Origin of the sequence: Bradyrhizobium sp. B039 (genome assembly GCF_038965675.1) — a bacterium.
GTDB lineage: Bacteria > Pseudomonadota > Alphaproteobacteria > Rhizobiales > Xanthobacteraceae > Bradyrhizobium > Bradyrhizobium diazoefficiens.
In genome coordinates this window covers 3,867,874-3,886,897 of the sequence record NZ_CP152416.1, presented here as the reverse complement: position 1 = coordinate 3,886,897, position 19,024 = coordinate 3,867,874, and the positions used below count along the sequence as shown (strand labels likewise).

Annotated in this window: 20 protein-coding genes; 9 read left to right on the top strand and 11 right to left on the bottom strand. The window is 65.5% G+C overall.

The genetic code is table 11. From position 1 onward, the window contains the following. Window position 1 precedes the first annotated feature (1 nt). The gene (locus AAFG50_RS17965) at window positions 2–502 is read left to right on the top strand and encodes an MgtC/SapB family protein (RefSeq protein WP_342714205.1); all 501 of its coding nucleotides are present in this window, start codon (window positions 2–4) and stop codon (window positions 500–502) included. On the opposite strand, the gene AAFG50_RS17960 is transcribed toward AAFG50_RS17965, so the two are convergent. The 3 genes from AAFG50_RS17960 to AAFG50_RS17950 all read right to left on the bottom strand — a co-directional run bounded on the left by AAFG50_RS17960 (window position 499) and on the right by AAFG50_RS17950 (window position 4,223). Continuing rightward, a complete protein-coding gene (locus tag AAFG50_RS17960; protein WP_028170881.1) occupies window positions 499–3,051 on the bottom strand; it encodes an HAD-IC family P-type ATPase in 2,553 nt (850 codons plus the stop codon). The genes AAFG50_RS17965 and AAFG50_RS17960 overlap by 4 nt on opposite strands. Then, the gene (locus AAFG50_RS17955) at window positions 3,048–3,215 is read right to left on the bottom strand and encodes a hypothetical protein (protein WP_165405372.1); all 168 of its coding nucleotides are present in this window, start codon (window positions 3,213–3,215) and stop codon (window positions 3,048–3,050) included. Before AAFG50_RS17955 ends, AAFG50_RS17960 begins: the two co-directional genes overlap by 4 nt. Before the next feature lie 276 nt (window positions 3,216–3,491). Then, window positions 3,492–4,223 carry a Crp/Fnr family transcriptional regulator gene (locus tag AAFG50_RS17950; protein WP_028170880.1) on the bottom strand — a complete coding sequence of 244 codons (732 nt, stop codon included), beginning with the start codon at window positions 4,221–4,223 and terminating at the stop codon, window positions 3,492–3,494. 146 nt (window positions 4,224–4,369) lie between these two features. Between AAFG50_RS17950 and AAFG50_RS17945 the strand changes: the two genes are divergently transcribed. Beyond that, complete coding sequence (locus AAFG50_RS17945; protein ID WP_011086594.1) at window positions 4,370–4,573, top strand: hypothetical protein; 204 nt, start codon at window positions 4,370–4,372, stop codon at window positions 4,571–4,573. A gap of 19 nt (window positions 4,574–4,592) precedes the next feature. Here AAFG50_RS17945 and AAFG50_RS17940 read toward each other — a convergent pair whose 3' ends face one another. Then, the gene (locus AAFG50_RS17940; protein WP_165448150.1) at window positions 4,593–4,736 is read right to left on the bottom strand and encodes a hypothetical protein; all 144 of its coding nucleotides are present in this window, start codon (window positions 4,734–4,736) and stop codon (window positions 4,593–4,595) included. Between the two features lie 272 nt (window positions 4,737–5,008). Here AAFG50_RS17940 and AAFG50_RS17935 point away from each other — a divergent pair, with 272 nt between their 5' ends. Then, the gene (locus tag AAFG50_RS17935) at window positions 5,009–5,164 is read left to right on the top strand and encodes a hypothetical protein (RefSeq protein WP_165448149.1); all 156 of its coding nucleotides are present in this window, start codon (window positions 5,009–5,011) and stop codon (window positions 5,162–5,164) included. A gap of 15 nt (window positions 5,165–5,179) precedes the next feature. Here the strand turns inward: AAFG50_RS17935 and AAFG50_RS17930 are convergent, their stop codons facing one another. Continuing rightward, window positions 5,180–5,806 carry a ParB-like protein gene (locus AAFG50_RS17930; RefSeq protein ID WP_028170879.1) on the bottom strand — a complete coding sequence of 209 codons (627 nt, stop codon included), beginning with the start codon at window positions 5,804–5,806 and terminating at the stop codon, window positions 5,180–5,182. Between the two features lie 317 nt (window positions 5,807–6,123). Between AAFG50_RS17930 and AAFG50_RS17925 the strand changes: the two genes are divergently transcribed. From AAFG50_RS17925 to AAFG50_RS17900, 6 genes are all read left to right on the top strand, one after another. Then, entirely contained in the window at window positions 6,124–6,465 is a 342-nt protein-coding gene (locus AAFG50_RS17925; RefSeq protein WP_028170878.1) for a hypothetical protein, read from the top strand. 233 nt (window positions 6,466–6,698) lie between these two features. Further along, window positions 6,699–6,986: an acyl carrier protein gene (locus AAFG50_RS17920; protein ID WP_007592476.1), complete on the top strand. Its 288-nt coding sequence runs from the start codon at window positions 6,699–6,701 to the stop codon at window positions 6,984–6,986. Window positions 6,987–6,996: 10 nt separating this feature from the next. Beyond that, window positions 6,997–7,467, top strand: a complete 471-nt coding sequence (locus AAFG50_RS17915; RefSeq protein WP_028170877.1) for a 3-hydroxyacyl-ACP dehydratase FabZ family protein — start codon at window positions 6,997–6,999, stop codon at window positions 7,465–7,467. Next, complete coding sequence (locus tag AAFG50_RS17910; protein WP_028170876.1) at window positions 7,464–8,669, top strand: beta-ketoacyl-ACP synthase; 1,206 nt, start codon at window positions 7,464–7,466, stop codon at window positions 8,667–8,669. Before AAFG50_RS17915 ends, AAFG50_RS17910 begins: the two co-directional genes overlap by 4 nt. A gap of 18 nt (window positions 8,670–8,687) precedes the next feature. Continuing rightward, the gene (locus tag AAFG50_RS17905) at window positions 8,688–9,965 is read left to right on the top strand and encodes a beta-ketoacyl-ACP synthase (protein WP_028170875.1); all 1,278 of its coding nucleotides are present in this window, start codon (window positions 8,688–8,690) and stop codon (window positions 9,963–9,965) included. Between the two features lie 8 nt (window positions 9,966–9,973). Next, entirely contained in the window at window positions 9,974–10,906 is a 933-nt protein-coding gene (locus AAFG50_RS17900; protein ID WP_028170874.1) for a lipid A biosynthesis lauroyl acyltransferase, read from the top strand. A 103-nt stretch (window positions 10,907–11,009) separates the two neighbouring features. Here the strand turns inward: AAFG50_RS17900 and AAFG50_RS17895 are convergent, their stop codons facing one another. From AAFG50_RS17895 to AAFG50_RS17870, 6 genes are all read right to left on the bottom strand, one after another. After that, the gene (locus tag AAFG50_RS17895) at window positions 11,010–12,134 is read right to left on the bottom strand and encodes a polyamine ABC transporter substrate-binding protein (protein WP_028170873.1); all 1,125 of its coding nucleotides are present in this window, start codon (window positions 12,132–12,134) and stop codon (window positions 11,010–11,012) included. A 6-nt stretch (window positions 12,135–12,140) separates the two neighbouring features. Next, window positions 12,141–13,319, bottom strand: a complete 1,179-nt coding sequence (locus AAFG50_RS17890; RefSeq protein ID WP_011086586.1) for an aminotransferase — start codon at window positions 13,317–13,319, stop codon at window positions 12,141–12,143. An 8-nt stretch (window positions 13,320–13,327) separates the two neighbouring features. Beyond that, window positions 13,328–13,654, bottom strand: a complete 327-nt coding sequence (locus tag AAFG50_RS17885; RefSeq protein WP_028170872.1) for a rhodanese-like domain-containing protein — start codon at window positions 13,652–13,654, stop codon at window positions 13,328–13,330. A 310-nt stretch (window positions 13,655–13,964) separates the two neighbouring features. Next, window positions 13,965–15,896, bottom strand: a complete 1,932-nt coding sequence (locus tag AAFG50_RS17880; protein WP_011086584.1) for a potassium transporter Kup — start codon at window positions 15,894–15,896, stop codon at window positions 13,965–13,967. Between the two features lie 140 nt (window positions 15,897–16,036). Beyond that, window positions 16,037–17,935 carry a potassium transporter Kup gene (locus AAFG50_RS17875; RefSeq protein WP_028170871.1) on the bottom strand — a complete coding sequence of 633 codons (1,899 nt, stop codon included), beginning with the start codon at window positions 17,933–17,935 and terminating at the stop codon, window positions 16,037–16,039. Window positions 17,936–18,191: 256 nt separating this feature from the next. Further along, window positions 18,192–19,022 carry a flagellar motor protein MotB gene (locus tag AAFG50_RS17870; protein WP_011086582.1) on the bottom strand — a complete coding sequence of 277 codons (831 nt, stop codon included), beginning with the start codon at window positions 19,020–19,022 and terminating at the stop codon, window positions 18,192–18,194. Between the last annotated feature and the right edge of the window lie 2 nt (window positions 19,023–19,024).

Sequence of the window (19,024 nt, the reverse complement as noted above, 5' to 3'; positions counted from 1 at the left end):
AATGACCGTGCTGAACTGGCCCGAGATCCTTCTGCGCCTCGGCGTCGCCACGCTCGCAGGCTGCGCCATCGGCCTCAATCGTGACCTGCACGGCAAGCCGATCGGGCTGAAGACGCTCGGCATCGTCGGGCTCTCGACCGCGACCGTCGTATTGCTGGCCGTGCAGTTCGCCGAGGCCGGCAAGATCACCGATGCGGCAAGCCGCGTCATCCAGGGCATCCTCACCATCGGCTTCCTCGGTGCCGGCGTCATCGTCCACGAAAGCGAGAGGTTTCGCGTCCGCGGCCTGACCAGTGCCGCCTGCACCTTCCTCGCCGCCTGCCTCGGCATCGCCTGCGGCGTCGGCCAGTGGCCGATCGTCGGAACGGCGCTGACACTGGCCTTCCTGATCCTCACCGTCGGCAACCGCGCCGAGCACTGGCTGCACCGGATGCTCGGCGCCAGGGACGAGACGCACGAAACCGATGCGCAGCCGAAGACGCGCTCCTCGGATGAGAGCTAGAACCGAAGCCGCCGCGCCCACAGCGGTTTCAGCAATTCGAGCACCGTCAGCACCAGCAGCCCCGCGCCGAGCGCGATCATCAGATCGTCCGCATGCAGCGGACCAAAGCGGAACAGGCTGGAGGCCGGCGGCCAGAGCAGCGCGGTGGCGAGAACGAGAGCCACCCCCGCGAAGATCCAGGTCAATGCGGGATTTGGACGGAAGAATGCGGACGCGAACGATGCGCTGAAGGACCGATTGACCAGGACCAGAGCGACAATGCAGACGACGAGCGTCACGAAGGCGAGCGTCCTCGCCTCGTCGGCGACGAGGCCGGAGCGAAGCGCGCCGACGAATATGATGGCGGTCAGGGCAAATGCGAGGGCACCCTGAAGCACGCTCCAGCCAACCAGTGCCCACGAGAACAGCGCGGCATCAGGCCGCCTCGGCGGACGCGTCATCGCATCGCGCTCGTCCCGCTCCGCCTCGAACACCAGCGAGCATACGGGGTCGATAATCAGCTCCAGAAATGCGATGTGCACCGGACTGAAGATCAGCGGCAGCCCGAAGACCAGGGGCAGCAGCGCAAGTCCGGCGATCGGCACATGAACGGCGAAGATGAAGGCCATCGCCTTCCGCAGATTGTCGTAGATGCGGCGGCCCAGACGAATGGCCGACACGATCGAACCGAAATCGTCGTCGAGCAGCACGATCGCCGACGCCTCTCGCGCGACGTCGGTCCCGCGCCCTCCCATCGCGATGCCGATGTGGGCGGCCTTGAGCGAAGGCGCGTCGTTGACGCCGTCGCCGGTCATCGCCACGATCTCGCCGTTGAGCTTCATCGCCTGGACGATACGCAGCTTCTGCTCCGGCAAAACCCGGGCGAACACGTTGACATGCCCGACGCGTTTCGCGAGCTCCGGATCATCCGCCAGCCTGACCTGATCGCCGGTCATGACGTCACGGACGTCGAGTCCGGCCTGGTTCGCGATGGCAACGGCGGTTGCCGGATAATCGCCCGTGATCATGACGACGCGGATCCCCGCCGCGCGGCATTCGCGAACCGCCTCCGGGACATGGGGCCGCAGCGGATCGGCAAGCCCGACCAGGCCGACAAATCGAAACGCGAAATCCTCCTGGGTCGGCGGGAGTGAAGACTCATCGCAGGCGGCAACGGCCATCCCCAGCACGCGAAGCCCGTCCCTCGCCATCGCGCTGGCGGCATCTCGCACCGAATCCTGATCAGCAGCGTTCATCCTGCACAGGCGCGCGATCGCCTCGGGCGCGCCCTTGGCGCATGCGACGAGGTCCGCCCGGCCGGCCGTGCGCCAGACCTGCGTCATGGCCAGCAGCTCGGGGCGCAGACCGTAGGTACGCACCAGCGTCCGGTCGCCGTCCGGCGCATCGCCTCCCCGCAAGGCGTCCTGCGCGAACAGATGCAGAGCCTTCTCCATCGGGTCGAACGGTTCCGGAGAGCTCGCCAGGGCACCGCAACGCGCCAGCTCGATGAATTCAGGCCTGGCGTCATCCCGCCCGGCGCTCTCCGGACGCATGCGTGCCCCGTCGAGCAGCCGCAACTCCGCGACGGACATCTGGTTCTGCGTCAGTGTCCCGGTCTTGTCGGTGCACAGGACGGTCGCAGAGCCGAGGACCTCGATGGCTGCGGCTCGCCGCGTCAGGACGCGCGCCTGCGAAATCCGCCAGGCTCCCATCGCCATGAAGACCGTGAGCACGACGCCAAATTCTTCCGGCAACATCGCCATGCCGATGGCGATGCCCGCAAGCAGCGCTTGCAGCCAGTCCCCACGCAAGACTCCGTAGAGCGCGACGGCGGCCACGCTGACGACCGCGCCGCCGAGGAAGCAGAGCCGCACCAGTCTTGCGGTCTGTTGCCGAAGCCGGGGCGGCTCGGTTTGCAAGCCGCGCAGCGACAGCCCGATCTTCCCGATCTCGCTGCGCGGGCCGGTGGCCTCGACCAGCGCCAGCCCCTCGCCGCGCACGACGAGCGAACCTGAATACACGAAGGGCTGATCCTCGCCGCCCGGCCGCTGATCGGCTGACATGGCCTTGCCGGCAGCCCGCTTGCGGACGGGCACCGACTCGCCGGTCAGCAGCGACTCGTCGATCTGCAGATCGCGCGCGTCCACCAGCGCGGCGTCGGCCGGAATCCGGTCGCCTTCGCCGAGGACGAGCAGGTCGCCGCGCACGACCTCGCGGCCCGGGATGCGCCGACGCGCACCGTCCCGCACCACGAGCGCGCGCGGGCTGCTCAGGTCGCGCAAGGCTTCCAGAACGCGCTCGGTCCGGGTCTCCTGCACCACCGTGATCACGATCGACATCGCACCGAAGACCAAGAGGATCAGCGCTTCCCTGAGATCGCCGAGCACGAGGTAGACCAGCCCACCGCAAAGCAGCAGCACGAGCATCGGCTCGCGCAGCACTTCCATGACGATGCGGAGCGGACTGCGTCGTTCGGGCCGAGGCAACTCGTTGGCGCCGTCCTCTTCCAACCGCGCCCGAGCCTCGGCCTCGCTCAGCCCGGCCGGTCTTTTGGCTTCCGTGGCGCTCACGTCTTCCGCCGCAGGCTCCAGAGACTTCCGGCGAGCAGGACGGCCGTCACGAGCAGTATGGCGACGAAGGTCTGGATGATTGTGAAGTTCAGCGCATCACGCGCGACGAACAGCGCGGTGATGGCTCCGGCCAGGACAAACAGAATGCGAAGGATCAGGCTCATCGTCGCGTCTCCAGGTCGGCATGATCCGGAGCCCACCTGGCGACGCGGGAGCGCAATGCTGGTTCGGCTGTCATGCCGGCGGACCTTAGCGGCCGCCGCCGACGCCGATTTGCGATACGTCAATTTTACCTGCGCCGTTGGGCCGCACGTTCGGCCCGGTCCGCCGCCTGCGCCTCCTCGACATCCAGCGTAATCGACACTTTCAGGAACGGCGCACCCCGCCAGCGGACGTCCACGACGACGGGCCGCGCACGGCCGACCGCGGCATCGGGCGGCTCAAAGCGTCGGGGACTGGTGGAGATAACGGCCGTCGAAATCCGCGAGTTCCAAGAACTTCTGCTCGTCGAGTACGGTGACGCGGCCGCGCTGAAATTCCACGATCCCCTCCTGGCGCAACTGCTTGATCACCCGGTTGGCGTGGACCGCCGTGATCCCCAGGGCCTCGCCGATCTGCTCCTGCGTCAGCGGCATCTCGAAAGTGTTGCCGTCCACGCGACCGATCACCCTGAGGCGCTCGCGCAGCTCGATCATGACATGGGCGAGGCGTGCAGGCGCCGGACGCTGGCCGACATTGACGATCCACTCGCGAAACATCGCGGCGTCGATCAGCGTGTCCCGCCAAAACATCTCGGCGACGACCGGCCTGCGTTGGTGCAATCTTCGCAGCGTATCGTGGCTGATGAAGCCCAGCGTGCATGGCGTCAGCGTCGAGAGCTCATGGTCCATCACGTGCAGGAACAGGCTCATCAGGTCCGGGATCTCGCCCGGAATGTGCAGGGAGAGAATCTGTCGCTTGCCGCTCGCGATCGTCTTGGAGCGCGCGCAAAATCCCTCGACAATCAGGCAGCATTCGGTGGCCCGCTCGCCATCCCTCACCACGGGCGTCTCCGCCGGATACTGTCTCACCGCGATCGGAAGCGCTTCGATTTCTCTGACATCCTCCTCCGAAATGCCGGAAGAGACGCGCAAACGCCTGACAAGCGCAGCACGGATCGTGTCGCTGGGCACGCGAAGTCGCTCCGTTTGCATGAATTGGACCCATGGCGCGCCGGGCGCCGCCGTCATGAAACCCGCGATCCCCGCCCCCGTTCCAACAAAAGTTAAGGACGCCGCTCGCGTCCGCATGGTTGGCTCCGCGCCGGAAAGGCCAAACCATGACCAAGAAACGCAACCGTACAAAACCGGCCCTGTCTCTCCAGGAGCGCTTGGACAAGTTCACACAAGAGGCCCGCGCCGCCGCCAGGAAGCTACCGGCCGGCGCCGAGCGCCACACGCTGTTGCAGAAGGCGCGCGACGGCGAGGCGGCCGCGGAGATGGAGCGCCTGCTGTCCCCGCCCGGTCCGCAAGCTCCGAAGTGATCTGCGACGCGCTACGCCGCTAGCGCTTCGCCATCAACTCGAGCGCCGGGGCAAAGCGCTCGGAAAATGTCAACGTCTTGGCGTGGTGAACTGCGGCAAACGATGCCGAGATTCCTGCTGAGGCGACCGCGAGCAAGGCAATTGCGAAAACCAGACGGCGCATTTTGGCCTCCTGTGTGAGCTCGAGACCCAACAGATGGGACGGCTCTGTTTCAGGACGGTTTCGTGCGAACAGAAAATGGCTTCGCTCAAGAGGCTGTGATGAGGTCCTGTCGCGGGGCCGCAGCCGCCATACACTAATAGGTAGTTGCTGCTGTCTTGCAGCGGGTGCGAGCCGTGTCGGGAATTTTACGCACGCGCTCACGATCCTGAAATCGCAAGACTGCCGCAACGGGCAACATTTGCAGGAGTGCAAAGTCTTCGAGGATCACTCACATGAACGTCGTCATTCAGAAGCTCAATGGCCTATGGCACCTCATCATCGGATCGAGCCGGATCCGAACGCCCTTCCTGGAAACCCAGGAGCGCGCGCTGGTCGTGACTTACGCCCGGCGCATCTACCCCGGCGCCAAGATCTTCCAGCGCGACTGATCTGAGCCGCAGCGCCTAATCGTCGTCCGCCGGCCCGCACCAGCCCGGCAGATAGATCGCATCCTTGCTCTTGGCCGCGGACAGCGCCTTTTCCAGCGCCTTGTCGAAATTGGCATCCACCGCCTTGCGCGACAATTTCCGGCGCAGATAGTCGGCCCACAGGAATTCGGAGAACGGCGTGGTGTCCTTGGCAAATCCGCCCAGGCGGCGGAGCTCGCCGGCGAGGCTGCGGAAGGGATCGTCCCTGAGATCGGCGACTGATTTCGGCAGGTCGCGGAACGGCCGCCTTTCGCCCTTGGAATCGTAGGGATAGACCCAGCGCTTGTTGTCCATCACGCCCCAGAAGGCCTCGCGCTCGACCATCCTGAGGTCGCCGACGACAGTCACCAGCACTTCCTTGACGCCCTCGTCGTGCAATGCGCGGCCGAGATGATGATGGTCGATCACGTAGTAACGCTTGTCCGGCCCGTACACGACGGGGATCATGTGCTTGCCGAGCAGATCGGCCTGCTTCTTGCTGTCGTGCTCGCGCCAGCGTTTGCGTTTCTCCTTGACCTCGCGCATGCCGACCGTCATCTGCGTCGGCCGAAGCGACAGGATCGGCACCGGATGCACCCTCGGCTCGCGCGCGTTCGTGGTCATGAAGAGCCCCTCACATTGTTGGTTGCAACCGGTGGTCCAGGTTCCATGATTATGCCACGGGCCTTGCGGCGACAAAATGCGTTCGGCGCGCAAAGGGAGATCACAAGCCGATGTTCGCGGGACCGGGCACGGCAGGTGCCATGGCTGTTTTGCAGCGCAACCCCGCGCATCCTGACACCGGCATGACGACCGCTGTCGCGGGCCTTCGCGAAGAGGTCGTGCAAAAGCGCAATGCACGTACGCGTTGAGAAGATTTTCTGCAACGCGTTCACCACGTATGCTATCAAAAACCGCTGCTTCGGAGTGATCCTCGCACCATGAAATCCCAGCGGCCCATAAGCTCTGATGAGGAGCACCGGGTGCTCCAGTTCAGGCCGCGCACCTCCCCCTCCCCGACGGTCCACCGGGGCAACGGCACCGTGCAGCCGATGCGCGGCGCGCCCAAGCCGCTCGACCTGTCGCGCTACGAGCAGCCCCGCACCGAGCCGGACGATTTCCGCCACCGCATGCTCGCCAACATCGCCGCGCTCGCCTTCACCATCGCGCTGACCGCGATCGGGATCTGGCTCGCCGTGAGCATCGCCGACCTGCGCCGGACCCAGGATTGCGTGCTGATGGGCCGCCGCGACTGCGCCAAGATCACGACGCCGCACATCTAGCCCGGCCCGCCGCCGATCCCCCGCCGCAAAGGGGCTCCGGCAGGCATCCCCAGCTCCGTCCCTTGCTGTCCCCTTGGCCTGCCCGGCTCCATTGAACTCAGGGCGGCGCTCCGATATACGGGCTCTCGACCCGGCCAGAGGGGGGTTGAGGGCGTCATCAGGGGCGCGATGCCCACCCGCCATGCCACTCTGGAACATCTGACAAATATCTGCAATATATCAAAGGCTTAGTGATGTCCTCCACATTCGATCAGGTCGCTACGATCATCGCTGAAACCTGCGACATTCCGCGCGACACGATCACGCCGGATAGCCACGCCATCGATGACCTCGGTATCGACAGCCTCGATTTCCTCGATATCGCGTTTGCGATCGACAAGCAGTTCGGCATCAAGCTGCCGCTGGAAAAGTGGACCCAGGAGGTCAACGACGGCAAAGCGACCACCGAACAATATTTCGTGCTGAAGAACCTGTGCGCGCGCATCGACGAGCTGGTTGCAGCCAAGGGCGCGAGCGCCTAATCGGGCGGCCATGCAACTCGAATACTTTCATATGATCGATCGCATCGTCGACCTCAGGGTCGGCGAGAAGACGATCGTCGTCGAGGCCCAGGTCCCGAAGGAAAGCACCGTCTTCGAGGGACACTTCCCGGGCTATCCCTTGATGCCCGGCGTGCTCCTGATCGAATCGATGGCGCAGGCCTCGGGCTGGCTTCAGCTCGGCGTGTTCAAGTTCGAGCGCATGCCGATCCTGGCCGCCGTGAAGGAGGCCAAGGTGCGCGGCTCGGTGTTCCCCGGCGATCTCATGACCATCGAGGCGAGCCTCTCCTATGAGGGCTCGGGCTATGCGATGACCGAAGCCAAGATCAAGGTCGGCGGCAAGCTGCGCGCGAACTCGGCGCTCACCTTCACGCTGATCCCCTTCCCCAACGCGGACATGCGCGGATACATGGCGAAAGTCGCCGAGCGCGTCGGCTTTCCGCAGCAGGCCGTATCGCCATGACTGACACCGCTTCGAAGCCCGGCCAGACGGAAGTCTGGATCACCGGCATTGGCCTTGCCACCTCGCTCGGCGAGGGCCTGGACGCCAACTGGGCCGCGCTCCAGGAGAAGCGCATCAATGTCGACGAGAAGGGCTTTGCGCCCTACATCGTGCATCCGCTGATGCCGGTCTCCTTCGACAGCCAGATCCCGAAGAAGGGCGACCAGCGCCAGATGGAAGCCTGGCAGCGCATCGGCACCTATGCCGCGGGCCTCGCGCTCGACTCTGCGGGGATCAAGGGCAACAAGGATATCCTGTCGAAGATCGACATGGTCGTGGCCGCCGGCGGCGGCGAGCGCGATCTCAACGTCGACACCGGCGTGCTCACGGCCGAGGCCAAGGGGGCGAATGCGCCCGGCTTCCTCAACGAACGCCTGATGAGCGATCTCAGGCCGACGCTGTTTCTGGCCCAGCTCTCCAATCTCCTCGCCGGCAACATCGCCATCGTGCACGGGCTCGGCGGCACCTCGCGCACCTTCATGGGCGAAGAGGTTGCGGGCGCCGATGCGGCGCGCATCGCGCTCGCGCGCATCGCCTCGGGCGAGAGCGACATCGCCCTGATCGGCGGCTCGCACAATGGCGAGCGCAAGGACCTCATGGTCCTCTACGAATTCGGCGACTTCAACCTGAAGGACAAGTTCGCGCCCGTCTGGGCGCGCAAGGACCACGCCGGCTTCGCGCTCGGCTCGGCCGGCGCGTTCCTGGTGCTGGAATCGAAGGCGCATGCGGAAGCGCGCGGCGCAAAGCCGTTCGCAAAACTGTCGAGCGTGGTGGCCGATCTGGCCCGGCGCAAGCAGCCCGGCGACATGGCGGCGACGCTGGAGAAGCTTTGGGCCAAGCTGCCGAAGCGCGAGGGCAAGGGCGCGATCATCACTGGCGCGACCGGCGCAGAGCCCGCGACATCCGAGGAGCGCGGCTTCCTGAAGGACCACGCCGACTTCCCGGTTCGCTCGACCGGCACGATGTTCGGACACACCATGGAGACGCAATTCCCGCTCGGAATCGCGCTCGCCGCGCTGTCGATCTCGCGCGGCGCACTGTTCCCGCCGAACGATTCCACAGGGACCGAGATTGAAATGCAGGGGGCACCCACCCAGATTGTGGTGGTGGGGGCCGGACACTGGCGCGGCGAAGGCATGGCGCTGGTCGAGGCCGTAAGCTAGCTCTAGCGGGGGATCGACATGACTGCACCACGCGACAAATTCGGGCGTCCCGTCGTCGTCGTCACCGGCATGGGCATCATGACCTCGCTCGGCGCCGGCAAGGCGGACAATTGGGCGAAGCTCGTCGCCGGCGAATCCGGCATCCGCACCATCACGCGCTTTCCGGTCGACGGCCTGAAGACGACGATGGCCGGCACGGTCGATTTCGTCAGCGTCGATCCGTTCTCCTCCACCGGCCTGTCCGAGCGGATGGCCGAGATGGTCACGCAGGAAGCGCTCGAGCAGGCCGGCATCGGCGCCAGCGCCGATTTCCCGGGCCCCCTCTTCCTCGCGGTCGCGCCCGTCGAAGTCGAATGGCCGCAGCGCCGCGAGCTCGGCCGCGCCGTCGGCAAGCTCGACTTCACCTATGACGACCTGCTGCGCATCTCCGGCGGCGGCAAGTACAGCGCCTATCATCACCGCTTCATGTTCGGCTCGGTCGCAGCCCACCTCGCCGAGACTTTTGGCACCAAGGGCTCGCCGATCTCGCTGTCCACGGCCTGCGCCTCGGGCGCGACCTCGATCCAGCTCGGCGTGGAAGCGATCCGCCGCGGCGAGACCGATGCCGCGCTGTGCGTCGCGACCGACGGCACGGTGAATCCGGAAGCGCTGGTGCGCTTCTCGCTGCTTTCGGCACTGTCGACCCAAAACGATCCGCCGCAGGCGGCTTCCCGCCCCTTCTCCAAGAACCGCGACGGCTTCGTCATGGCCGAAGGCGCCGGCGCGCTGGTGCTGGAAAGCTATGAAGCGGCGACTGCGCGCGGTGCAAAAATCCTCGGCGTGATCGCCGGCTGCGGCGAGCTCACCGATTCCTTCCACCGCACTCGCTCCTCGCCCGACGGCAAGCCGATCATCGGCTGCATGAACAAGACGCTGGCCGATGCCGGCATGACCCCGGACCAGATCGACCACATCAACGCGCACGGCACCGCGACGCCCGAAAACGACAAGATGGAGTACAACACGACATCGGCCGTGTTCGGCGATCTCGTCTCGAAGATTCCGGTCACCTCCAACAAGTCGATGGTCGGCCACACCATCTCGGCCGCAGGCGCGGTGGAGGCGATCTTCTCGCTGCTGACGCTCGAGCACCAGCGCATCCCGCCGACGATCAACTACGAGACCCCGGATCCCACGATCCTGTTCGACGTCGTCGGCAACAAGGCGCGCGATGCGCGCGTGACCGCTGTCATGTCGAACTCGTTCGGCTTCGGCGGCCAGAACGCCTCGCTGATCCTGACCCGCGAACCGGCCTGACCGGACGCATGGCGCTGGTTCCTGCGAGCATCAAGGCCCGCGCGCGGGAGGCTGGCAAATCGATCGGCGGCACCCTGATCGGCGCCGCCACGGTCGGCATGCTGCGCACCACGCGCTATTTCGATCCGGTCAAGACCTCGGACTTCTTCGCACGCGCCGTGAAAATGATCGGCCCGCGCCTGCGCGAGCACCGCATCGGCCGCGCCAATCTCACCGCGGCGTTTCCGGAGAAATCGCCGGAGGAGATCGAACAGATCCTGATGGGCGTCTGGGACAATCTCGGCCGCGTCGGCGCCGAATTCGCCCATATGGACCACGTCTGGGATTACGACCGCGACCATCCGGAAGTGAGCCGGATCGAATTGCCCAAGCGCAGCATCGAGCTGTTCGACCAAATCCGAGACGACGGCAAGCCGGCGCTGATCTTCGCCGCTCACCTCGCGAACTGGGAATTGCCGGCGCTCGCCGCCGTCGCGCACGGGCTGGATGCCGCGATCCTCTATCGCCGGCCGAACATCGCCTCCGCCGATCGCATCATCCAGGAGATGCGCCAGGTCAACATGGGCACGTTGATCCCTGCGGGGCGCGATGCGCCGCTCCGCCTCGCGCAGGCGCTGAAGGACGGCAAGCACGTCGCCATGCTGATCGACCAGTACCTGACCGGCGGCGTCGAGGTCACCTTCTTCGGCCGCAAGACCCGCGCCAATCCGATGCTGGCGCGCCTCCTGCGCCAGGTCGAATGCCCGATCCACGGCGTCCGCGTCATCCGCAAGCCCGGCGGCCGCTTCGCCGCGGAGCTGACGGAGGAAGTCCCGCCGGTCCGCGATTCCGACGGCAAGATCGACATCCAGGGCACGACACAGGCGATCACCAACGTGGTGGAAGGCTGGGTGCGCGAGCATCCCGAGCAGTGGTTGTGGCTGCACCGCAGGTGGCGCTAGCTACGCCGTCATTGCGAGGAGCGAAGCGGCGAAGCAATCCAGAGCGTCTCCGCGAATCGATTCTGGATTGCTTCGCTTCGCTCGCAATAACGGGTGCCGCACGTCAGCGCCCCGTCTTCACCTTGGTCCAGAGCCGGTTGATGATGCGCTGGGTCGCCGGCTCACGCGCCGTGATGACGAACAGTTTTGCGAGCGTCGCTTCGTCCGGATAGATGTTCTTGTCGCCCAGGATTTTCGGATCGACCAGCTTCTGGCTGGCGAGGTTGCCGTTGGCATAGGACAGGAAGTCCGAGTTCTTGGCGGCGACGTCCGGGCGGTAGAGATAGTTGATCAGCTCATAGGCTTCGCTGACGTTCTTGGCATCCGCGGGGATCGCGAGATTGTCGAAGAACATCTGCGCGCCCTCCTTCGGGATCGTGTAGCCGATCTCGACGCCGCTCTTGGCTTCCGCAGCGCGGGCGCGGGCCTGCATGATGTCGCCGGACCAGCCGACCACGAAACAGATCTCGCCGGTGGCAAGCGCGCTCAGATATTCGGACGAGTGGAACTTGCGCACGGACGGGCGAACCTTGGCGACGGCATCGGCGGCCTTCGCGAGGTCCGCCTGCTTGGTCGAGTTCGGATCGAGCCCGAGATAGCTCAGCGCCGCCGGAAAGATGTCGTCGGCGGAGTCGAGCATGTGCACGCCGCAGTCTTTGAACTTGGCGAGGTTCTCCGGCTTGAAGACGATGTCCCAGCTGTCGATCTTCGCGTCGGGTCCGAGGATCTGCTTCACCTTGGCGACGTTGTAGCCGATGCCCGTGGTGCCCCACATGTAGTTGGCGGCGTAGACGTTGCCGGGGTCGTAGATGCCGAGGCGCTGCGTCACGACAGGCCAGGCATGGCTAAGGTTCGGCAGCCTCGACTTGTCGAGCTTCTGGAAGATGTTGGCCTTGATCTGGCGCTGGAGGAAATAGGCCGTCGGCACCACGACGTCGTAGCCGGACTTGCCGGCCATCAGGCGCGTCTCCAGCGTCTCGTTGGCGTCGAACGTGTCGTAGACCACCTTGATGCCGGTCTCCTTGGTGAAGGCCTCAAGGACATCAGGCGCCATGTAGTTGGACCAGTTGTAGAAGTTGACGACCCGCTCCTCGGCGCCTGCGGGGGCGGAGAGCAACGTCAGCGCTGCGGCGATCGCGAGGCCAAAGCCAAGACCAAAGCGAAGTCCGGAGCGGCCGACGTTCGTCATCTCTGTCTACCTCTTGCGTCCACGCACGGCGTCCGACAGCCGCTCCAAGGCGGTGTCAAGCGTCTGGTCCTTCTTGGCGAAGCAGAAGCGCACCACCGAGGTCACGGGGTCCTGCTCGTAGAACGCCGAGACCGGGATCGCCGCGACCTTGTAGTCCTTCACGATCCGCCAGCAGAACTCGGTATCGCTCTCGTTGAGCCCGAGCGGCGACAGGTCGACGGTGAGGAAGTAGGTCCCTTGCGACTTCAGCACGGGGAAGCCGAGGCTTTCGAGACCCTTGGTCAGCCGGTCCCTGCTCCGGGTCAGGTCCTTGCGCATCGACAGGAAGTAGTCGTCGGACTTGCCGAGGCCATAGGCGACGGCGGCCTGCAGGTTCGGCGCGGTGGTGAAGGTCAGGAACTGGTGCACCTTGGCGGCGACGCGCAAGAGCGGCGGCGCGGCGCAGACGAAGCCGATCTTCCACCCCGTCAGCGAGAATATCTTGCCGGCCGAGCCGACCTTGATGGTGCGCTCGCGCATGCCCGGGATGGTGATCAGCGGGATGTGCTTGTGCTCGTCGAAGGTGACGTGCTCCCAGACCTCGTCGCAGATCGCGATGACGTCGAACTCCTGGCAGTAGCGCGCCAAGAGCTCGAGGTCCTCGCGCGGATAGACCACCGCGGAGGGATTTAAGGGATTGTTGAAGAGCACCGCCTTGGTCTTTGAATTGAAGACGCTTTTCAGCATGTCCTCATTCAGCCGCCAGTGCGGCGGCTCGAGCCGGACGAGGCGCGGAATACCGCCGGCCTGGCGGATGATCGGCAGGTAGGAATCATAGACCGGCTGGAAGCAGACCACCTCGTCGCCGGGCTGCACCACCGCGAGGATGGCCGAGGTCAGCGCCTCGGTGCCGCCGGAGGTGACCATCACCTCGCTCATCGGATCGAGCTTGAGGCCGTGCCAGTGGCCGTAATGGGTTGCGATCGCCTGGCGCAGCTCCGGCAGGCCCATCATCGACGGGTACTGGTTGTAGCCGTTCAGCGAGGCGTCAGCCGCGGCGCGGCGGATGTCCTCGGGGCCGGGATCGTCAGGAAAGCCCTGGCCGAGATTGATGGCGGCGTTGTCGCGCGCGGCCTGCGACATCGCCTCAAAGATAGTGACGGGAAGGTCGGCGAAGACCTTGTTCAGGGACGAGCTCTTGGACATCGGCCGGATCAGCCACCGACCTTGCTGGGAAGACCTGCCGCCTTCCAGCCCAGCATGCCGCCGGCCAGATGCTTGTCGTAAGGCAGGCCCGCCGCCTGCGCCGCGAGCGAGGCCGTCACCGAGCGCTTGCCGGAGCGGCAGGCGAACACGACCTCCTTGCCTTGGGGATCGGGGATCGCCTTGGGGTCGAAGGTCGAGAGCGGAACCACGACGCCGTAGGGATAGGCCTCGGCGTCGACTTCGTTCGGCTCGCGGACGTCGACGAGCAGATAGCGTCCCTCCGCGACACCCTTGGAGACCTCGTCCGGGGTCAGATCCTGTACTTGATTTGCCACATCATCCTCCAACGTCGCGAGCCGCATGCCGGGGCGATCCCGGCGGGCGGCAACCTCGCCTCTCGGGAGACGAAAATCAAGCGCTCCAAAGGCTTGAGCCGCGCGGCGCAAGTTAAAGCTAAATCGCAGCGACTTGAAGTCCGGCGTTCAGGATGCCCTCACCACGCATTCGGTGTCATTCCCCGCGAAGGCGGGGAATCCAATACGCCGCGGCCTCGCCGTATCCCCTTGCCGTCTCTGGAATACTGGATCGCCCGGTCAAAGGCCGGGCGATGACAGCAGTGGAAACGGACGTGCGCCAGCCCGGACCCTAGATCGTCACCTGCGTTCCGACCTCGACCACGCGGCCGCTAGGGATCTGGAAATAGTCGGTGGCGTCGTTGGCGGAGCGGCTGAGCGAGATGAACAGCCGGTCCTGCCAACGCGGCATGCCGGAATGGGCGGCGGGCTTCAGCGCCCTGCGCGACAGGAAGAACGAGGTCGACATGATGTCGAACTGCCAGCCGAGCTTGCGGGCGATCGCCAGCGCCTTCGGCACGTTGGGCGATTCCATGAACCCGAACTTCAGCGTCACCTTGGAGAAGGTCGGGCTGATCTGCTCCAGCCTGACGCGCTCGGCCGGGTCGATCCGCGGGGTCTGCGCGGTCTCGATGGTGAGAATGACATTCTTCTCGTGCAGCACTTTGTAGTGCTTCAGACTATGCATCAGCGCGGTCGGGGCACTGAGCGGGTCCGAGGTCAGGAACACGGCGGTTCCGGGCACGCGTTGCGGCGGCCGCTTCTCCAGCATGGCCACGAGGTCGGCGAGCGGGAACTCGAGCTTGCGCGATTTCTCGAACAGCAGCCGGCTGCCGCGCCGCCACGTATACATCAGGATGATCATGAGCGCGCCGAGGGCGAGCGGCACCCAGCCGCCCTCGAACACCTTGAGCAGGTTGGCGGCCAGGAAGGTCAGGTCGAGGAACAGGAAGGGCGCGATGAGCGCGGCCGCCGCGAGCGGCGACCACCGCCAGACCTTCCAGATCACGACGAAGCCCATCATCGCCGTGACCACCATGGTGCCGGTGACGGAGATGCCGTAGGCGGACGCCAGCGCGCTCGAGGAGCGGAACAGCAGCACCAGGAGCACCACCGCGACCAGCAGGAGCTGGTTGATGCGCGGGATGAAGATCTGGCCGGAATGGGCTTCAGACGTATGGCGAATTTCAAAGCGCGGCAGCAGCCCGAGCTGGATCGCCTGGCGTGTCAGCGAATAGGCGCCGGTGATGACGGCCTGGCTTGCGATGACGGTGGCGGCGGTGGCGAGCACGACCATGGCGCCACGGATCCAGCCTTGCGGAAACAATTGGAAGAACGGGCTCTCGATCGCCCCGGGATCGCCGAGCACGAGCGCCCCCTGCCCCAGATAGTTCAGCGCCAGCGATGGCAGCACGATGAACAGCCAGGCGGTCTGGATCGGCCGCTTTCCGAAATGGCCGAGGTCGGCATAGAGCGCCTCGGCACCGGTGACCGCCAGGAACACCGCGCCCAGCGTCACGAAGCCGATGATGCCGTGGTGGAGCATGAAGGACACGGCATAGAGCGGGTTCAGCGCGAACAGCACCTGCGGCTGCGCGATGATCGGATGGATCGCCGCCACAGCAATGACCGCGAACCAGACGCACATGATCGGGCCAAAAAAGGCGGCGACGCGGGCGGTGCCGCGCGACTGCACGGCGAACAGGCCGACCAGGATGATTACGGTCAGCGGCACGATGTAGGGCTCGAACCGCAGCGTGACGTCCTTCATGCCTTCGATCGCCGACAGCACCGAAAGCGCGGGGGTGATGACGGCGTCGCCGTAGAACAGGGCCCCGGAGATGATGCCGAGCAGGACGATGGTCGCCCCGCCGGTGCCGACTGCGCGCTGGGCCAGCGCCATCAGCGCGAGCGTGCCGCCCTCGCCGTTGTTGTCGGCGCGGAGCAGGATCACGACGTATTTGAGCGTCACCACGACGATGAGCGCCCACAGGATCAGGGAGAGCACGCCGAGCACGGCCGCCGGCGTAGCGAGCCCGTCGGTGCCCGAGGAGGCCGCCGTCACGGCCTCGCGGAACGCGTAGAGCGGACTGGTGCCGATGTCGCCATAGACCACGCCGATGCTGCCGAGCGTCAGCGCGCCGAAACCGGCCGTGGTGTGGGCCTCGCCATGGCCATTGGCCGCCGCCGTTTCCGGGGCGGGAACTGCTACGTCGCTTGTCATGGGAGAGCCCGGTGGCCTCTAAAAATGCTTCACTGCACAACGGCGGAAGAGCGCGGGCTTATAGTCCTGCGCTGTCGGCATAGCCTAGCCCGTTTTTGGGCCCTCGCCATGCAAATTTTGCATAGATCCGCCAATTGCGTTCAGATGGTGACTTGGGTGCCGACTTCAACCACCCGTCCCGTGGGAATCTGGAAATAGTCGGTAGCGTCGTTGGCGGACCGGCTTAGCGCGATGAACAAGTGGTCCTGCCAGAGCGGCATCCCCGACTGCGCCGAGGCCTTCAGCGACCGCCGCGACACGAAGAACGACGTCGACATGATGTCGAACTGCCAGCCCTGCTTGCGCGCGATCGCGAGAGCCTTGGGGACGTTCGGCTGCTCCATGAAGCCGAAGCGCAGGCGGACCTTGGAGAACTTGTCGCTGATCTTCTCCATCCGGAACCGCTCCGACAGATCGACCCGCGGCGTATGCGCGGTCTCGATGGTCAGGACCACGTTGTGCTCGTGCAGCACCTTGTTGTGCTTGAGGTTGTGCAGCAGCGCGGTCGGCACGAAGGATGGATCGCTGGTCAGGAACACCGCCGTGCCCTTGACGATATGCGGCGGCCGCTTCTCCAGGCTCCGGATCAGATCGTCCAGCGGCACCTCGATCCGGCGCGTCTTCTGGATCAGGATTCCCGAGCCCCGCCGCCAGGTCCAGATCGTCCCCGCCATGGCTGCGCCGAACAGCAGCGGCACCCAGGCGCCTTCCAGCAGCTTGAGCAGATTGGCGCTGAAGAAGCTCATGTCCACGACGACGAAGGGCAGGATCACGGCAGCCGCCGTCGCCGCGCGCCAGTTCCACAATTTCCAGATCACGACGAAGCCCATGATGCCGTCGGCGACCATGGTGGTGGAGACCGCGATGCCATAGGCCGAAGCCAGATTGCTGGGGGTGTGGAACAACAGCACCAGCAACATCACGCCGATCAGCAGCAGCCGGTTGACGCGCGGCAGATAGATCTGGCCGGCATGGCTTTCGGAGGTGTAGCGCACCTCGAAGCGCGGCAGCAGGCCGAGCTGCACGGCCTGATAGACCAGCGAATAGGCGCCGGTGATCACCGCCTGGCTCGCGATCACGGTCGCCGCCGTCGCAAGACCGACCAGCGGCAGCACCAGATGCTCGGGCACCATGCGGTAGAAGGAATGCTCGATCGCGCTGGGATCGGACAGCACCAGCGCGCCCTGGCCGAAATAGTTGATCAAGAGCGAGGGCAGCACGAAGAACATCCAGGCCGCCTGGATCGGCTTGCGGCCGAAATGACCGAGATCGGCGTAGAGCGCCTCGCCGCCGGTCACCGCCAGGAACACGGCGCCCAGCGTCACCAGGCCGATCGTGCCGTGCGACAGCAGGAATTGCAGCGCGTAATAGGGATTGATCGCGGCAAGTACCGACGGATCGTCGGCGATGTGGACGGCGCCCATCACCGCAATACACGTGAACCAGACCACCATCACCGGCCCGAAGGCCGAGGCTACCAGCGCGGTCCCCTTGCTTTGGACCGCGAACAGCAGCACCAGGATGAGGACGGTGAGCGGCACGACGTAGTGCTCCAGGGCGGGCGTCGCGAGCTTCAAGCCCTCGACCGCCGACAGCACCGAGATCGCCGGCGTGATCATGGAATCGCCGATGAACATGGAGGCGCCGACCACGCCCAGCGCGAGCAGGAACCAGCTTCGCCGCCCGAGCGCACGCTGGCCGAGCGCCATCAGCGAGAGCGTACCGCCCTCCCCGTTGTTGTCGGCGCGCAAGAGCAGCAGGACGTATTTGGCGGTAACGACGATCAGCAGCGCCCACAGGATCAGCGAGAGCACGCCGAGCACCATGCCCCGCGTGACCGGCTCGCCATGGGCCGCGCCCCGCACCGCCTCGTGGAATGCGTAGAGCGGCGAGGTGCCGATGTCGCCGAAAACGACACCGATGCTCCCGAGCGTGAGCGCCCAAAAGCCCGATGTGACCGGCCCTTCCTGGGTCTCGGTCGATGTGATGCTCGCCGTCATGTGGATGGAAAACGCTTCGTCCCTGAATTTGATCCGGCGCCTTTTGACGCTTCCGGCGCGCCTGTCAATCGGCACCCCACCTTAGCAGGCGCCGGGCCGAATGCTGTGACGGCGCAGCCACGCTCGTCGCTTGCGCGACGAGATGCCTCAGGTAAGATGGTAGCGCAAGGGGCTTATCGTTTGGTCATGATCCCCGCGCAAACGCGTGTCGCGTTTGTCGCGAAGGAGAACCGGTGCCCACTTCTCCGGATCATGCCTACGGCTTCAAATTCGGCGGCAGCGGCGGATCCTCGCGCATCAGGGTGATGGTCACGCGCCGGTTGGCGGCCAGCGAGGGATCGTCCGGAAACAGCGGCTGGGTGTCCGCCTTGCCGGAGACGGCGAAGATGTGCGAGGCCGGCAGGCCCTCGCGCTCGAGGATCTGCCGCACGGCATTGGCGCGGTCGGCGGATAGATCGAAGGCACCGTAGTCGCTACGGGTCGGCACGAAGCCGGCCGCGGTGTGGCCGGCGATGGAGACGCGGAGCGGCGTGGCCTTGAGCGGAATCGCCAGCTTCTCGACCAGGCGGCGGGTGCGGTCATAGGGCACCTTGGAGCCGTCGGCGAACATCGAGCGGCCGTCCTGGTCGACGATTTCGAGATTGAGACCCTGCTTGGTCTCCTCAAACATGATGTGCTTGGACATCTCGGTCAGTTCCGGCATGTCCTGCAAGGCCTGCCGCAGCGAGGCCGCGGCGAGCGCGAAATTGCGGTCGACCTTGATCTTCGCCCCCGACGTGCGGTCGCGGTCCTCCTGGTCCGGGGTCGGCGTGTTGGAGGCATCCTCGGGCTGGATATGGTCGACGTTCTTGAGCCGCGGGCGCGTCGGCAGGCCGTCGGACTCGACGATGCCGGCGTAGCGCGCTTCGCTCTGCACGCCGAAGGCGTCGCGCATCGAACCGGCGACGATCTTGAGCTTGTTGGCGTCCTGCGTCGAGAATGCGACGAGCATCACGAAGAAGCTCATCATCAGGCCCATCAAATCGGCGAAGGTCACGAACCAGCCGTGACCACCCCCGTGAGCATCGCCGCGCTTCTTCTTGGCCATGT

Bases quoted from the DNA above. Each gene is read 5' to 3' on its own strand.
- AAFG50_RS17965 (WP_342714205.1), top strand. From the start codon at position 2: ATGACCGTGCTGAACTGGCCCGAGATCCTTCTGCGCCTCGGCGTCGCC.
- AAFG50_RS17955 (WP_165405372.1), bottom strand. From the start codon at position 3,215: ATGAGCCTGATCCTTCGCATTCTGTTTGTCCTGGCCGGAGCCATCACC.
- AAFG50_RS17945 (WP_011086594.1), top strand. From the start codon at position 4,370: ATGACCAAGAAACGCAACCGTACAAAACCGGCCCTGTCTCTCCAGGAG.
- AAFG50_RS17940 (WP_165448150.1), bottom strand. From the start codon at position 4,736: ATGCGCCGTCTGGTTTTCGCAATTGCCTTGCTCGCGGTCGCCTCAGCA.
- AAFG50_RS17935 (WP_165448149.1), top strand. From the start codon at position 5,009: ATGAACGTCGTCATTCAGAAGCTCAATGGCCTATGGCACCTCATCATC.
- AAFG50_RS17930 (WP_028170879.1), bottom strand. From the start codon at position 5,806: ATGACCACGAACGCGCGCGAGCCGAGGGTGCATCCGGTGCCGATCCTG.
- AAFG50_RS17925 (WP_028170878.1), top strand. From the start codon at position 6,124: ATGAAATCCCAGCGGCCCATAAGCTCTGATGAGGAGCACCGGGTGCTC.
- AAFG50_RS17920 (WP_007592476.1), top strand. From the start codon at position 6,699: ATGTCCTCCACATTCGATCAGGTCGCTACGATCATCGCTGAAACCTGC.
- AAFG50_RS17915 (WP_028170877.1), top strand. From the start codon at position 6,997: ATGCAACTCGAATACTTTCATATGATCGATCGCATCGTCGACCTCAGG.
- AAFG50_RS17910 (WP_028170876.1), top strand. From the start codon at position 7,464: ATGACTGACACCGCTTCGAAGCCCGGCCAGACGGAAGTCTGGATCACC.
- AAFG50_RS17905 (WP_028170875.1), top strand. From the start codon at position 8,688: ATGACTGCACCACGCGACAAATTCGGGCGTCCCGTCGTCGTCGTCACC.
- AAFG50_RS17900 (WP_028170874.1), top strand. From the start codon at position 9,974: ATGGCGCTGGTTCCTGCGAGCATCAAGGCCCGCGCGCGGGAGGCTGGC.
- AAFG50_RS17895 (WP_028170873.1), bottom strand. From the start codon at position 12,134: ATGACGAACGTCGGCCGCTCCGGACTTCGCTTTGGTCTTGGCTTTGGC.
- AAFG50_RS17890 (WP_011086586.1), bottom strand. From the start codon at position 13,319: ATGTCCAAGAGCTCGTCCCTGAACAAGGTCTTCGCCGACCTTCCCGTC.
- AAFG50_RS17880 (WP_011086584.1), bottom strand. From the start codon at position 15,896: ATGACAAGCGACGTAGCAGTTCCCGCCCCGGAAACGGCGGCGGCCAAT.
- AAFG50_RS17875 (WP_028170871.1), bottom strand. From the start codon at position 17,935: ATGACGGCGAGCATCACATCGACCGAGACCCAGGAAGGGCCGGTCACA.
- AAFG50_RS17870 (WP_011086582.1), bottom strand. From the start codon at position 19,022: ATGGCCAAGAAGAAGCGCGGCGATGCTCACGGGGGTGGTCACGGCTGG.